We start from the raw sequence: 14610 nt of genomic DNA, 5'->3' as shown, positions 1-14610 counted from the left end.
CCCGGGGCTGCCCCTGCCCTACCGGCAGAAAGCCTTTTTCGACCCTGCTACGGGGTTGGAGGCTCGAACTTTACCCTGTGCACAGGCGCCACAATCGGCTCAATGGCGTCATCCTCCAAATCGGGAAGCACCTGCACGGAATCCTTTCCGTGCACCACCAGCAGATAGCGCATGTTGGGATAGCTGAAGCTGTCATCCTCACCCACCATGCTTTCGTAGGCCTGCTTGAGCACCTCCTGCCGCATGAAGCCATCGCTGCGGGAGGGCACGAAGACCACCTTTCCGTCTAACACGAAATAGCGACTGGGGTAGCAATCGCCCATAGACCACTCGCCGCCATCGAAAGCAGACTGATACGCAGGTTGGAAACGGAAGATGTCGTTGTGGATATCGACACCATTAGACAGCATTCCCTCATATTTGTAGAGGTAAGTGCAGTCCAGGATAAAGGCCTTGCGGACGGGAAACTGAGCCATGAACTTCCGCATCGTACGCAGCAGACTCGGGCGCATCTGGGCGGTGTCCATCAGCGTGAGAGGCGACAGGTCGGGGCTTGCAGACGGTTTCTCCGTCCTGCCGGAACCACAACCCGTAAACAGCAGGGCCGTGAGGACAAGGGACAAAAGCATGCGCAGGGCACACTTACCGGTTGATTTTTCCATATCTTAGGTTTTAAAGGGTTTGTCTTGTCGCAAAGATAAGCATTATTTTGCAAAGCCGGTGCGCCTGCCGAAAATATTTGAAAGCGAGAGAAGAGACAGAAAACAGTTTCAGGAGAAACAAAGACAAAAAGACAGAAAAACAGGCGTTTGCCTTACAAAGAGACACTTCGAAAAGCAACGCCAGAAACTGTATTCCGGAGCGGGAGACATCTCAAAAGAGGCTTCAAGACACCTCCCATCTTACAGAAAATAGCCATGGATTGTGTAGAAGGTCGCCATTCCACTCCGGATTTGCCGCACAGGCGACTTCCAAAGTGCCCTTTTCAGTCCTCTATGGCGTAGAATCAATACACCTCAAGGCAGGTGGAGGGGATGTGATTGTGCGTAGGTTTCCCTCGTAGAGACTGGAAATTATCCTGACAGAATCTCTCTTGTGCACGACCAATAGGTATTCTCTCTTGACAGAACTGAAACCCTTAAAGTCGTTCGCAAACTTATCGTAGACTTCCTTTAAAGGTGTCTGAGCCAAATAGGCATCGCTGCGGGAGGGCACGAAGACCACCTTTCCGTCTACCATGAAATAATGACTTGGATAGAGTTCGCCTATAGACCACTCGCTGCCGTCAAAGAGCCCATAGCGGGCGGGCTGCAGGAAGAAGATGTCGTTGTGCACATTCGAGCCGTTCGAGGTTATTCCGTTCCAGTCGAAAAGATAGGTAGGAGCCAAAATATAGGCCTTAAAAGCCGGGAACTTCTTGATATAGTTCCTCAATTCCCGCAGCAGGCTCGGGCGCATCTGGGCGGTATCCATCAGCGTGAGAGGCGACAGGTCGGGGCTTGCAGACGACTTCTCCGTCTTGCCGGAACCGCAGCCAGCAAACAACAGGGCCGTGAGGGCAAGGGGCAAAAGCATGTGCAGGGAACGCTGAGCGATTGATTTTTCCATATCTTAGGTTTTAAAGGGTTTGTCTTGCCGCAAAGATAAGCATTATTTTGCAAAGTCGGTGCGTCAACTGAAAATATTTGAAAGCGAGGAAACGGACGGGAAACATTTTCAGGAGAAACAAAGACAAAAAGACAGAAAAACAGGTGTTTGCCTTACAAAGAGACACTCCGAAAAGTTGCGCAAGAAACCGCATTCTGGAGCGAGAGTAGCCTTAAAAGAGGCTTCCAGACACCTCCCATCTTACAAAAGACGGCCTTTTGGTCGGCTTCTAACGGCCTCCGACAATCCTCCTAACGGCTTCCGACATTCCTCTTTGCCGTCTTTTACCGGGCTGTTTGCCGCCTTTTGCAAGCAAATTCGCGGTCAACAGCAAGCTATAGAACGGCATTTGGTTTACAACTCCGTGATTATCAGAAATTTAAGAAATCACAAATTAAGGGCTGTTTTGAGGCCGGAAGTAAGGTTGGTGAATTTCGTGGGAGTTATGGTCAGACAAAAATAATCAAAATGTCAGAAGCTTCCCTTGGTCAACGATAATATTTTTTGACTAACTCGAGGATACTGGCAGGCACGAGCCGGGCAATGCCCCTCCCCTCTTTCACGCGTCTGCGGATGTCCGTGGAACTCATCTTGTAGAGCCGGGTGTTCAGCAACCGCACCCCCTCGGGCAGCGTATCTGCATCCACGGGACAGCCCTCACGGGGATAGACCACGAGCTCGTGGCTCCGGAGAATATCCCCGGCATGATACCATTTGTCCCATTTCAGCCAGTTGTCGGCACCGATAATCAGGACGAACTCACGATTCGGATAGTCTTTGGAAAGGTGTTGGAGCGTGTCCCAGGTATATGACGGCTTGGGCAGACGGAACTCATAGTCGCTCGCCACGAGCCCCTCCTCGCCGGAGAGAGCCGTCCGTGCCATCTCGAGGCGCAGCTCATCGTCGAGCAGATCGGAGGCTCCCCGCTTGAAGGGGTTCAGCGGCGTTACCATAAACCATACCTCGTCGAGCCCCGCCTTCCGGAGAATCTGGCGCGCAAGGGCGATGTGCCCCTTGTGAATCGGGTTGAAGGAGCCGCCGAAGATGCCGATGCGGGGAGGGAATACCTCTCCAAGCCTCCCCAAAGGGGAGGATGTTTCTCTGATTAGCTGAGGTTGCTCGTTCGTCTTCATCATTAAATTCTGGAGATACAAGAGTTAGACATCATCCCTCTTTGGAAGATGTTTCTCTGATTGGCTGATTAGACATCCTCCCCTTTGGGGAGGCTTGGAGAGGTATTCAGAAACTCCTTCACAATCCTGTAAGTTTCCTCCTTGGCACGCTCGAGGTCGTCGTTGACGACCACATGGTCGAACTTCGGCGCAAAAGTCATCTCATAAGAGGCCTTGGCAAGGCGGCTCTTGATGGCCTCCTCACTATCTGTATTCCGGGCGCGCAACCGCCTCTCCAGTTCCTCAATGGAAGGAGCCTGCACGAAGATGCTCAACGCCCGAGAGCCGTAATACTGCTTGATGTTGCAGCCGCCTTTGACATCGACATCGAAGACCACATTCTCTCCCCGCCGCGTCTGCGTTTCCACCTGCGACTTCAGCGTGCCGTAGAAGCGGTCGGCATACACCTCCTCGTATTCCAGAAACTCCCCGTCCTGAATCTTCTTGCGGAATTCCCCGGGCGTGAGGAAGAAGTATTCCACGCCGTCCCGCTCCGTTCCGCGTGGCGCACGGGAGGTGCAGGAAACGGAGAAAGCCAGCTTCAGCTCCGGATGCTCCCGCATGAGCCACTGCACCAAGGTGCTCTTGCCCGAGCCGGAGGGGGCGGAGAAGATGATTAACCTACCCCAGCCCTCCCCAAGGGAGGGAGCCCTATACGCATGGGGGGCTTCCTTGGGGCACGCTATATCCCTCCGGCTCTCCTCGGGGGAGAGAATTCTTTGCGCATGGGGGACTTCCTTGGGGCACGCTATATCCCTCTGACTTGACCCGAGGGAAGGAGCTCTTTGCGATTGAGAGGATTCTTTGAAGCGAGTTGAAGCGTTTTGTCGCTCCACAGGAGAGGCTGAGTTATCTTCGATTTCCATTATTGCTTGTCTAATGTATTGTAAAACTTTATCTATTTCTGAATAAACTTCTTCATTACTGAAGCGAATTACCTTATAGCCTTGTGCTTGCAGTTCTCTGGTACGCTCTGCATCTTTCTCCGGCTGTTCACCTTCAAAATGATACCCTCCATCTATCTCGATGATTAACTTCTTGCGCAAACAGACGAAATCAGGAATATATCCGCATATCGGATGTTGCCGTCTAAAATGAGCTCCGATTTTATCACTTACCAAGTGTTTCCATAGAAGAGCCTCAGCCTGAGTGGGATGATTCCTGTTCCATTTGGCTTTTTCCAACAGCATCTGATAGGCTTCACCGTCTGTTGTCTCATACCTAAATCTCATTGCTTTACGATTTTTCATCTTTCATCATCCCATTTTCACGATTGAAGAGAGCTAAATTCCCTTCTCTTAAGGAGGTTCGGGTGGATATTGAGAACTTCGTTTTCCCTCCCTTGGGGAGGTCAGAGCGGTTCATTGAGGACTCATGTTCTCCTTCTCAAGCAAGTTAGGAACCTATTGAGAGTTTCGTTCTCCCTCCCTTCGGGAGGGCCGGGGTGGGTTTTAGAAGGGCCGGGAGAGGTTTCCTACAGCGCATTCAGCACCTGTTCCTTGATCTGTTCCAGTTCGTCTTTCATCTGCACCACGATGTTCTGCATCTGTGCATTGTTGCTCTTTGAGCCCGTGGTGTTGATTTCCCTGCCCATCTCCTGGGCGATGAACCCGAGTTTCTTGCCGTTCGGATGACTCTCGGCCATGGTTTCACGGAAGTACTTCAGGTGGTTGGTCAGGCGCTGCTTCTCCTCGCTAATATCGAGTTTCTCGATATAATAGATGAGTTCCTGCTCCAGTCGGTTCTGGCTATAGTCGGCCTCCGGAATCTGTTCCAGACCCTTCAGAATCTGCGCCTTGATCTTCGGAACCCGCTCCTGCTCGTAAGGTTCGATGCTCGCAAGGAGCCGCTCAATGTTGTCCACCTTCTCGTTGAACTTCTTTTCGAGGGCCGCCCCCTCCTGTCTGCGATAGGCAATGATGTTCTCAAGCGCCTGGTTGATGGCCTGTTCGGCAGCCTGCCATTCCTCCTCTTCAAGCTCCTCTGCCACCGTATTGCTGGTTACATCCGGCAACCGCAACAAGGCATAGAACCAGTCCTGAGGCTCGGGAATACCCGTCTGGGCAGCTATAGACTTAATCTGATGGTAATAATTCTCAACAAGAGCCGCGTTGATAGGAGTCGCCTCGCTGTCCGCATCCTGCTCCGTCCAGATGGCGAAGTCAATCTTTCCCCTTTCAAGGGCTTTGACGAGCATCTTGCGAATCTCCATTTCCTTCTCCCGATAGAGGGGAGCGATGCGGGTGGAGAGGTCTATCGCCTTGCTGTTCAGTGATTTTATCTCAACATTAATCTTCTTGTGCTTGTAGGTTACGACCGCTTTCCCGTAACCTGTCATCGATTGTATCATAGGCTGTGAAATCTTATATTTTCGGCAAAAATACAAAAAATACGGGACAAAGGGGAGCTTATTTGCAGAAAAAAGAGTAAATTTGCACTTTAATAGAGCCAAAATATAATTATGTCTTGTATATTAAACATCGAAACAAGCACCAACATCTGCTCCGTGGCTGTCAGCGTCGACTCCGCCTGTGTCTTTGAGAAAGAAGACCGCACGGGACCTAACCACAACGAGCAGCTTGGCAGCTTTGTGGACGAGGCGCTGTCGTTCATTGACGACCATGCCGTTCCTGTGGACTATGTGGCCGTCAGCAGCGGTCCCGGAAGCTATACCGGGCTGCGCATCGGAACCTCCATGGCCAAGGGCATCTGCTACGGGCGCAACCTGAAACTGGTGGCCGTGCCGACTCTGGAACTGCTCTGCGTGCCCGTCCTGCTGCGCGAATTGATAGAGGAAGAGGATGCCCTGCTCTGCCCGATGCTGGATGCCCGTAGGATGGAAGTATATGCCCAGGTATTCGACCGTTCCCTGAAGGAGGTACGCGAGATACAGGCAGACATCGTGGAGGCCGATACCTACAAGAAGTTCCTCGATGAGCATCCGGTCTATTTCTTCGGAAACGGAGCCGAGAAGTGCATGGAGGTCATCAATCACCCTAACGCCCACCTGATAAAAGGTATCGAACCGCTGGCAAAGAACATGTTTCCGCTGGCCGAAAAGAGAATTGCCGTGCGGAAGTTTGAGGATGTGGCCTACTTCGTGCCGATGTACCTGAAAGACTTCGTAGCAAAGAAACCCAAGAAATTACTATAAAAATGAACATAGAAGGATTAGACTATAATACACAAAGGGAGAAGCTCGTGCTGCCTGAATACGGGCGCGAGCTGCAGAACATGGTAAACTACTGCACAGGTCTGGAGGACAAGGAAGAGCGCCAGAGGTGTGCCGAGACCATCATCGCCATCATGAGCCGTATGTTTCCGCAGAACCGCGAGAACGGAGATTTGAAACAAAAGCTCTGGGACAACCTCGCCATCATGAGCGACTTCAAGCTTGATATCGACTGGCCGGTAGATATCTCCGGAGCCAAGGTTATCAGCAAGAAGCCTGCCCCGATGGAATATCCCATGGCTCAGATACCGGTCAAGCACTACGGAAAGATGATTTTCGAACTCTTCGAGAAGCTCAAAACCATGGAACCGGGAGAAGAGCGCGACGAGCTGATAGCCCTCACGGCCAACCAGATGAAGCGCAACCTCTACCAGTGGAGCCATGGTTCTGCCGACAACGAGAAGGTAGCCTCGGACCTCGCCAACTATACTGACGGCAAGGTGCAGCTCGACTTGGACAATTTCACCTTTGATAAAATCGCCCCCCGGACGGACGACAACGGCAAGAAAAAGAAGAAAAAATAACATTGGCTTATGGAGTCATTCATCATAGAAGGCGGCCATCCCCTGAAAGGGGAGATTGTTCCACAGGGTGCCAAGAACGAGGCTCTTGAGGTGATTTGTGCCTGTCTGCTGACGGCAGAACCGGTAAGAATCAAGAACATACCCGACATTCTGGATGTGAATAACCTCATCCAGTTGCTCAAGGACATCGGGGTGGGCGTCAAGAAGAATGCCCGCAACGACTTCACCTTTCAGGCAAAGGAGTTGAATCTGGACTATCTGGCAAGCGACGAGTTTGTCAGGAAGTGTGCTTCCCTTCGCGGTTCCGTGCTCATGATAGGGCCTCTTCTGGGACGATTCGGAAAAGCCACCGTCGCACAACCCGGCGGCGACAAGATCGGGAGACGGCGCCTGGACACCCATTTCCTGGGTTTCAAGCATCTGGGAGCTAAGTTCGTGCACATCGAGGAGCGCAATGTCTTTGAAATCCAAGCCAAAAAGCTCAAGGGTTGTTACATGCTTCTCGACGAGGCCTCGGTAACCGGAACGGCCAATATCATCATGACCGCTGTCATGGCCGACGGCACCACGACCATCTACAACGCCGCCTGCGAGCCTTATATACAGCAGTTATGCCACCTGCTGAACGCCATGGGGGCTGAAATCAGCGGCATCGGGAGCAATCTGCTGACCATTATCGGCGTAAAAGAGCTGCATGGAGCAACCCACACGGTACTTCCCGACATGATTGAGGTCGGCTCCTTCATCGGCATGGCGGCCATGGTGGGCGACGGAGTGCGTATCAAGCATGTCGCCCTACATAACCTCGGGATTATCCCGGAGGCTTTCCGCAGACTGGGAGTAAAGATGAAAGCAGAGGGCGACGACCTCATTATCCCCAAACAACAGCATTATGTAGTCGACTCGTTTATCGACGGTTCCATTATGACTCTTGCCGATGCGCCGTGGCCGGGACTGACTCCCGACCTGCTGTCGGTGCTCATCGTGGTGGCTACACAATGCCGCGGGAGCGTGCTCTTCCATCAGAAGATGTTTGAAAGCCGGCTCTTTTTCGTCGACAAACTCATCGACATGGGTGCACAGATTATCCTTTGCGACCCCCACAGAGCCGTCGTCATCGGACACGACCATAAGCTCCGCCTCCGCGCAGGGCGTATGACGAGCCCGGATATCCGCGCCGGAATCGCCCTCCTGATAGCTGCCATGAGTGCCAACGGCACCAGCCGCATCGACAATATAGCGCAAATCGACCGTGGATACGAGAACATCGAGGGCCGGCTGAACAAGCTCGGAGCCAACATCAAACGCGTAGAAAGCTGATGATCAAGCAGGAAGAAGTCTTCAAGATAGGTAAGTTAGGCAAGCCGCACGGCGTGAAGGGAGAGATAAACTTCCTCTTCGATGACGACATTTTCGACCGGACAGATGCCGATTATCTTGTTCTCGAGGTCGACGGCATCCTCGTCCCGTTCTTCATCGAGGCATATCGCTTCCATGGAAATGCTACCGCCTTGGTAAAGTTCTGCGACATAGAGACGCAGGAACAGGCGCGACAACTTACCGGATGCAAGGTCTTCTTTCCCCGTAAATTGTCAGAGAGAGACGAGCAAGAGGTATCCTGGAGTGAGATTGCAGGCTACCAACTCGTGGACACAAACACGGGAAAAACCATCGGGGAAATTACGAATGTGGACGATTCCACCCTCAATATCCTTTTCGAAGTGATGACCGCAGGCCAAAAGGAGCTGCTGATTCCTGCCAGCGAAGACCTCATCCAGAACATCGACAAAGAAAGAAAAGAAATCAAAATCAATCTGCCTGAGGGCATTTTAGATTTATAACCGACAAGAATGAAGAAGCAAATTTGCATACTCGGAAGCACCGGCTCGATAGGCACTCAGGCACTCGATGTCATCCTGCAGCACCCTGACCTCTATGAGGTCTATGCCCTGACCGCCAACAACCGGGTCGAGGAGCTGGCCGAACAGGCACGCAGGTTTCATCCCGCAGCCGTGGTCATCGCCAACGAGGACCGCTATGAGGAACTCTCGCAGCTGCTTTCCGACCAGCCTGACATAAAGGTCTATGCCGGAAAGGATGCCCTCTGCCAGATTGTAGAGGCCGAGCCGATAGACATGGTGCTTACCGCCATGGTGGGATTTGCCGGTCTCGCCCCTACGATTCACGCCATCAAGGCACGCAAGAAGATATGTCTGGCCAACAAGGAAACCCTTGTGGTGGCAGGAGAACTCATCCGCAATCTGGCAACACAGTACCATGCCCCCATCCTGCCCGTGGATTCCGAGCACTCGGCCATATTCCAAAGCCTCGTGGGCGAGGACGAAAATGAGATAGACAAGATACTCCTCACCTGTTCCGGAGGGCCTTTCAGACTGTTCAGCGACGACCAGCTGAAGAGCGTAACAGCAGCAGACGCCCTCAAGCACCCTACCTGGGACATGGGCGCAAAGATTACCATAGACTCCGCGTCGCTGATGAACAAAGGCTTCGAGGTGATAGAAGCCAAGTGGCTCTTCGGTGTCCCGGCCGACAGGATACAAGTTCTGATCCACCCGCAGAGCATCATCCATAGTGCCGTACAGTTCGCCGACGGCTCGGTAAAGGCACAACTTGGCGTCCCGGACATGCGTCTGCCCATCCAATATGCCTTCTCCTTTCCCAAGAGACTGCCGCTTGACGGCGAACGCCTCGACCTCTTCAAACACAGGCTCGAGTTCTTCGAGCCCGATCTTGAGAGGTTCCAGTGCCTTGCGTTGGCCTTCGAGGCCATCAGGCAGGGCGGCAACATGCCGTGCATCGTGAATGCTGCCAACGAAATAGTAAACGAGGGATTCCGCCGTGGCAGGTGCTCCTTCCTCGGGATGGGACGGATTATTGAGCAGACCATGGCCAAGGCCACCTTCGACGCCAGTCCCGACTACGATGTCTATGTGCAGACGGATGCCGAGGCGCGCCGTATCGCGAGAGAATTAATGAACAACTATAAATAAAGTAAAACCCAACATAACAGATGGAAGTTTTTTTGATCAGACTGCTCCAGTTCCTACTGGCAATCTCCTTACTGGTGCTCCTCCACGAGGGCGGGCACATGTTTTTCTCCAAGCTCTTCGGTGTGAGAGTTGAGAAATTCTTCATGTTCTTCGATATCGGAATCGGCAAATGGAACGGTAGCCTGTTCCATTTCAAACCCAGGAACAGCGATACTGAATACGGAATAGGCTGGCTTCCGCTGGGCGGATACTGCAAGATAGCCGGCATGATAGACGAGAGTTTCGACACCGAGCAAATGAAAAAGCCGGCCGAACCTTGGGAGTTCCGATCCAAACCCACATGGCAGCGACTGCTCATCATGATTGGCGGCGTGCTCGTCAACTTCCTCCTTGCCCTCTTCATCTACTCCATGGTGCTCTTCCATTGGGGTGAAAGCTATATCCAAGTAAAGGATATGACCCTGGGAATGAAGTTCAACAGCGAGGCAAAGGCCCTTGGCTTCAAGGACGGAGACATCCTTTTGGGAACGGATCAAGGAGAGTTCAAAGACTTCAATGCCGACCTCTACAGGGACTTGGCATCGGCAAAGCGGGCTGACATCATACGCGGCGGCAAGAAGATGAGCCTCAACTTGCCGGGCGATCTGAATCTACTCGGCATGCTGAAGGTTACTCCCCAGTTCGTCCGCCCCTATCTTCCGGCCGACATAGACAGCGTGCTGCCCGGCTCTCCTGCCGCCAAATTGGGGATGAAGAAAGGAGATAAAGTGCTTGCCATAGGGGGTAAAGCCATTGATTCCTGGAACGAATACCAGGACGAAGTAGGACGGCTACGGGATGCCATGACCGCCGCCGAGACCCACCAGGACAGCCTTGCCATCCGCACGACATCCGTCGTCTTCCAGCGTAAAGGCGCTTCCACGCCCGATTCCGCAGGCATTGTCCTCACCCCTGACCTGATGATGGGCACGCAGATGACCTCCATCTACAGCTACTACAAGCCTGTCCAGAAAGACTACGGATTCTTCGAGAGCTTCCCGGCCGGCATCAAATACGGCGTCCATGTACTCGGCGGCTATGTCAGCGACCTGCAATATGTGTTCTCGGCCGACGGTGCCAAGTCGCTTGGAGGCTTCGGTGCCATCGGCAGCCTCTTTCCTCCCACATGGGACTGGCACATGTTCTGGCTCATGACAGCCTTCCTCAGCATCATCCTCGCCTTTATGAACATCCTGCCCATCCCAGCCCTTGACGGAGGTCATGTACTCTTTTTGCTCTACGAGATGATAACGGGACGCAAGCCATCGGAGACTTTCATGATCCGCGCCGAGTATATCGGCATCAGCATCCTGCTCCTGCTCATGGTGGTGGCAAACCTCAATGACATATTAAGGTGGATTGGTGTAATGTAAAGACGATAACAAGAACTATTAAAAACAAAAACAAGAAAAGACACTAAAAGAAAATGGGAAAAATCATTTTGACAGGTGATCGCCCAACCGGCAAGCTCCACCTGGGACACTATGTAGGCTCCCTGCGCCGCCGAGTACAGCTCCAAGACGAGGGAGACTACGACCGCATGTTCGTATTCATGGCCGATGTACAGGCCCTCACAGATAACGCCGACGACCCCGAGAAGATTCGCCAGAACATGGTCGAGGTAGCTCTCGACTACCTTTCTGCCGGCCTTGATCCGGACAAATGCACACTCTATGTCCAAAGCCAGATACCGGAACTGGCCGAGCTCACCACCTATCTGATGAATCTCGTCAGCGTGTCGCGCGTACAGCGCAATCCGACGGTAAAGACCGAAATCAAGATGCGCAACTTCGAAGCCAACATCCCGCTGGGCTTCTTCTGCTATCCCGTTTCACAGGCGGCCGACATCGCAGCCTTCAAGGCTACCACCGTGCCTGCCGGAGAAGACCAGGAACCCATGCTGGAACTGACCCGGGAACTCGTACGCCGCTTCAATCAGACATATGCGGAAGTACTCGTAGAGCCCAACATCATGCTCCCCGAGAATGCCACTGCCCGTCGTCTGCCCGGCACCGACGGCAAGGAAAAAATGAGCAAGAGCCTCGGCAACTGCATCTATCTGAGCGATGATGCCGACACCGTATGGCAGAAAGTACGCTCCATGTACACCGATCCTACCCACATCAATGTCAGCGACCCTGGTCATCTGGAAGGAAACGCTGTGTTTACCTACCTTGACGCCTTCTCCACCGACCAGGACTTTGCCGACTTCTGGCCCGAGTTCCACAACCTCGAAGAACTCAAGGCTGCCTATACGGCCGGCGGCATCGGCGACATGAAGTGCAAGAAGCTCCTGAACAATGTCATCAACCGCATGCTCGATCCTATCCGGGAGCGCCGCCACCAGTATGAGCAAGACATTCCAGAAATATTCAATATCCTCAGAAAGGGCTCTGACGCTGCCCGCGAAACGGCCGCCAAGACCATGGACGAGGTACGCGCGGCCATGCGCATCAATTACTTCGACGACACAGAACTCATCCGCCAGCAGGCTGAAAAGTTCAAGAAAGACTAACCCGTACGGGTGTTCAGAAGAGCACGAATCCAGAAAATCCACCTTTTAAAGGGGCGGATTTTTTCGTCATTCCCAGTATTTTCGTATCTTTGCAATGAAAATCTTCATCGTATGACAGCATTTATCCGATTTCTGAAAGACTGGACTCTCCCTGTAGCCATGCTCTCCGGAAGCCTCATCTATTTTGTTTTTGCCTTCACCCCGGCCCTCGACGGTGCCGCCACCTTCTTCTCCCCTATCTGCGACCAGATACTGCCGCTCTTCATGTTCCTCATCCTCTTTGTTACATTCTGCAAGGTCGACTTCAGGAAACTCGTCCCCGTGAAGTGGCATCTGTGGGTGGGCGTTCAGCAAGTGGCGTTCGTTTTCATCATCGTGGCGCTCATCCTGTGGTTCCGGATGTCGGGGCACACGCTCATCCTGACAGAGGCCATCCTTACCTGCATCATCGGTCCGTGTGCCGCGGCGGCGCCCGTGGTAACCTCGAAACTGGGTGGAAACCTGGAGGAAATGACCACCTACACCTTCCTCTCGAACTTCATCACCGCCCTGCTTATCCCCGTCTGCTTCCCGATGATCGACAAGGCGGCCGACATCTCATTCATGGCGGCCTTTCTCAAGATACTCTATCAGGTCTGCATCGTGCTCCTGCTGCCGATGCTCCTGGCCTTTATCGTGAAGCACACGATGCACCGGTTCCATCGGTGGGTAACCGGCGTGAAAGACCTGAGCTACTATCTCTGGGGGTGCTCGCTGATGCTCGTAACGGGAACCACGGTGAAACACATCGTGCACGCCGACTCGCCCGTCAGCTTCCTGATACTCATCGCCGGACTGGCCCTCATGCTCTGCATCGTCCAGTTTGCCACCGGACGCTTCATCGGACACTATTTCGACGCGACCGTAGAAGCCGGACAGGCTCTCGGACAGAAGAATACGGCCTTCGCGATATGGATAGCCTACACCTATCTGAGCCCTCTCTCGTCGGTGGGCCCCGGCTGCTATATCCTCTGGCAGAACATCATCAATTCCGTGGAGATATGGCGCGAGAGGAAGCGGGGGAACCTCCATGCTTCCTAAAGGCCGCTGACAATTCGACAAAATCGGCGAAATTGAAGGACAAAATCGGCGAAATCATCCGGCAAAATCGCCGATTTTGTCGGACAGGAAGCCGCCAACAGGTTTCTTAGAGGCAGCTCGCAGTTTTCCAATTCGATATTTTGATATTCCAGAATAAAAGCTTACCTTTGCACCATAATTCTAAAACCATCAGATAATGAAGAAGAACACCCTGTTTATCCTGCTGCTCTGCCTGATGCACATGACTGCTGCCAAGGCTATCAAAATCGTCCACGGCCCTTATCTCCAAGATGTGGGAGAGACCGAGGCCACCCTGGTGTGGCTCTCCGACTCCACCTCCATTGGCTGGGTGGAGCTGTTTCCCGACGACGGCACCAATGCCTACCTCCAGACCCGGGCACGCTATTACGACACCGCGATAGGCATCAAGCGAGAGTGCAGGATTCACTCCGTAACGCTGAAAGGCCTCAAGCCCGGCACAAGCTATCGGTATCGCGTCTTCGCCCAGCATGTGCTCTCCCATAAGGGAATCCGCGTCCACTACGGCGACATAGTGGCAACCGAGGCCTACAAGGTGGCTCTTCCGAGGTTCACCACGCTCGACACTTCAAAGCCGGAGACCTCCTTCCTCATCGTGAACGATATCCACCAGCGCAACGATGTGCTCTCCAAGCTGCTCTCTATGGGGCAGGTGAAGTCGAGGGACATGGTGTTCTTCAACGGCGACATGCTCAATATCTTCGACAGCGAGGCAAAATTCTTCGATAGCTTCATGGACACCGCCGTCAAGGAATTCGCCACCGACATCCCCCTTTACTATGTGAGAGGCAACCACGAGACGCGCGGCCAGTTTGCCGACAGGTTCCACGACTATGTATGCCCGCGGAAGCCGAACCTCTACTATGCCTTCCAGCAGGGGCCCGTCTACTTCATCTGTCTCGATACTGGGGAAGACAAGCCCGACACGGACTGGGAATACAGCGGCATCACCGACTACGACAACTATCGTACGGAGCAAGTGGAATGGCTGAAAGATGTCGTCAGGAGCAAGGAATTCAAGAAAGCTAAGTTCCGCATCGTGATAGGCCACATCCCGCCTTTCGACAATCAGGAGCCCATCTGGCACGGCTCCCAGGAGGTTAACGAGAAGTTCATCCCCATCCTTAACAACAGCGGAATTGACCTCATGATATGCGGGCATACTCACAAATATGAATACCGCGACAAGGTGAGGGGCTGCGACTTTCCTGTCATCATCAACTCCAACAACGGGGTGGTAACCGCCAGCACGCAGGGCGACAGAATCCATGTGAAGGTGCAGGAGGCTGACGGAACGGTAAGTCTGGAAAAGGACTATTAAGAAAAATCCCCTCGCTTGCTGGCAAGCGAG

General features: G+C 53.1%; 14 protein-coding genes. 9 read left to right on the top strand and 5 right to left on the bottom strand.

What is annotated here, in order from left to right:
• Positions 1-47: 47 nt before the first annotated feature.
• The 5 genes from BM114_RS08690 to BM114_RS08665 all read right to left on the bottom strand — a co-directional run bounded on the left by BM114_RS08690 (position 48) and on the right by BM114_RS08665 (position 5169).
• A complete protein-coding gene (locus tag BM114_RS08690) occupies positions 48-662 on the bottom strand; it encodes a hypothetical protein (RefSeq protein WP_092112497.1) in 615 nt (204 codons plus the stop codon).
• A 331-nt stretch (positions 663-993) separates the two neighbouring features.
• Complete coding sequence (locus BM114_RS08685) at positions 994-1608, bottom strand: hypothetical protein (protein ID WP_092112495.1); 615 nt, start codon at positions 1606-1608, stop codon at positions 994-996.
• Between the two features lie 527 nt (positions 1609-2135).
• Positions 2136-2783 carry a nicotinate (nicotinamide) nucleotide adenylyltransferase gene (nadD, locus tag BM114_RS08675; RefSeq protein ID WP_255406476.1) on the bottom strand — a complete coding sequence of 216 codons (648 nt, stop codon included), beginning with the start codon at positions 2781-2783 and terminating at the stop codon, positions 2136-2138.
• 65 nt (positions 2784-2848) lie between these two features.
• Positions 2849-4051 (bottom strand): guanylate kinase, encoded by a 1203-nt coding sequence (gene gmk / locus BM114_RS08670; RefSeq protein ID WP_255406475.1) that lies wholly within the window; start codon positions 4049-4051, stop codon positions 2849-2851.
• A gap of 242 nt (positions 4052-4293) precedes the next feature.
• Entirely contained in the window at positions 4294-5169 is an 876-nt protein-coding gene (locus BM114_RS08665; RefSeq protein ID WP_092112491.1) for a YicC/YloC family endoribonuclease, read from the bottom strand.
• Positions 5170-5280: 111 nt separating this feature from the next.
• On the opposite strand from BM114_RS08665, the gene tsaB reads away from it, so the two are divergent.
• From tsaB to BM114_RS08620, 9 genes are all read left to right on the top strand, one after another.
• Positions 5281-5973 carry a tRNA (adenosine(37)-N6)-threonylcarbamoyltransferase complex dimerization subunit type 1 TsaB gene (gene tsaB / locus BM114_RS08660; protein WP_092112489.1) on the top strand — a complete coding sequence of 231 codons (693 nt, stop codon included), beginning with the start codon at positions 5281-5283 and terminating at the stop codon, positions 5971-5973.
• Between the two features lie 2 nt (positions 5974-5975).
• Positions 5976-6575 carry a DUF4290 domain-containing protein gene (locus tag BM114_RS08655; RefSeq protein ID WP_092112486.1) on the top strand — a complete coding sequence of 200 codons (600 nt, stop codon included), beginning with the start codon at positions 5976-5978 and terminating at the stop codon, positions 6573-6575.
• Between the two features lie 9 nt (positions 6576-6584).
• Complete coding sequence (murA, locus tag BM114_RS08650; protein WP_092112484.1) at positions 6585-7895, top strand: UDP-N-acetylglucosamine 1-carboxyvinyltransferase; 1311 nt, start codon at positions 6585-6587, stop codon at positions 7893-7895.
• Positions 7895-8416, top strand: a complete 522-nt coding sequence (gene rimM, locus BM114_RS08645; RefSeq protein ID WP_092112482.1) for a ribosome maturation factor RimM — start codon at positions 7895-7897, stop codon at positions 8414-8416. The genes murA and rimM overlap by 1 nt, the downstream gene beginning before the upstream one ends.
• Positions 8417-8425: 9 nt before the next feature.
• Positions 8426-9586 (top strand): 1-deoxy-D-xylulose-5-phosphate reductoisomerase, encoded by a 1161-nt coding sequence (locus BM114_RS08640; protein ID WP_092112480.1) that lies wholly within the window; start codon positions 8426-8428, stop codon positions 9584-9586.
• A 20-nt stretch (positions 9587-9606) separates the two neighbouring features.
• On the top strand, positions 9607-10998 hold the full coding sequence (gene rseP, locus BM114_RS08635; RefSeq protein ID WP_092112477.1) for an RIP metalloprotease RseP: 1392 nt from the start codon (positions 9607-9609) through the stop codon (positions 10996-10998).
• A gap of 53 nt (positions 10999-11051) precedes the next feature.
• Positions 11052-12140, top strand: coding sequence for a tryptophan--tRNA ligase (gene trpS, locus BM114_RS08630; RefSeq protein WP_092112474.1), 1089 nt, complete (start codon positions 11052-11054; stop codon positions 12138-12140).
• A 111-nt stretch (positions 12141-12251) separates the two neighbouring features.
• Positions 12252-13220 (top strand): bile acid:sodium symporter family protein, encoded by a 969-nt coding sequence (locus tag BM114_RS08625; RefSeq protein ID WP_092112472.1) that lies wholly within the window; start codon positions 12252-12254, stop codon positions 13218-13220.
• Positions 13221-13416: 196 nt separating this feature from the next.
• Positions 13417-14580 (top strand): purple acid phosphatase family protein, encoded by a 1164-nt coding sequence (locus tag BM114_RS08620; RefSeq protein ID WP_092112470.1) that lies wholly within the window; start codon positions 13417-13419, stop codon positions 14578-14580.
• Positions 14581-14610: the final 30 nt, after the last annotated feature.

It is taken from the genome of Prevotella sp. KH2C16 (genome assembly GCF_900113305.1).
Lineage (GTDB): Bacteria > Bacteroidota > Bacteroidia > Bacteroidales > Bacteroidaceae > Prevotella.
This window is presented reverse-complemented; position numbering and strand designations above follow the sequence as displayed.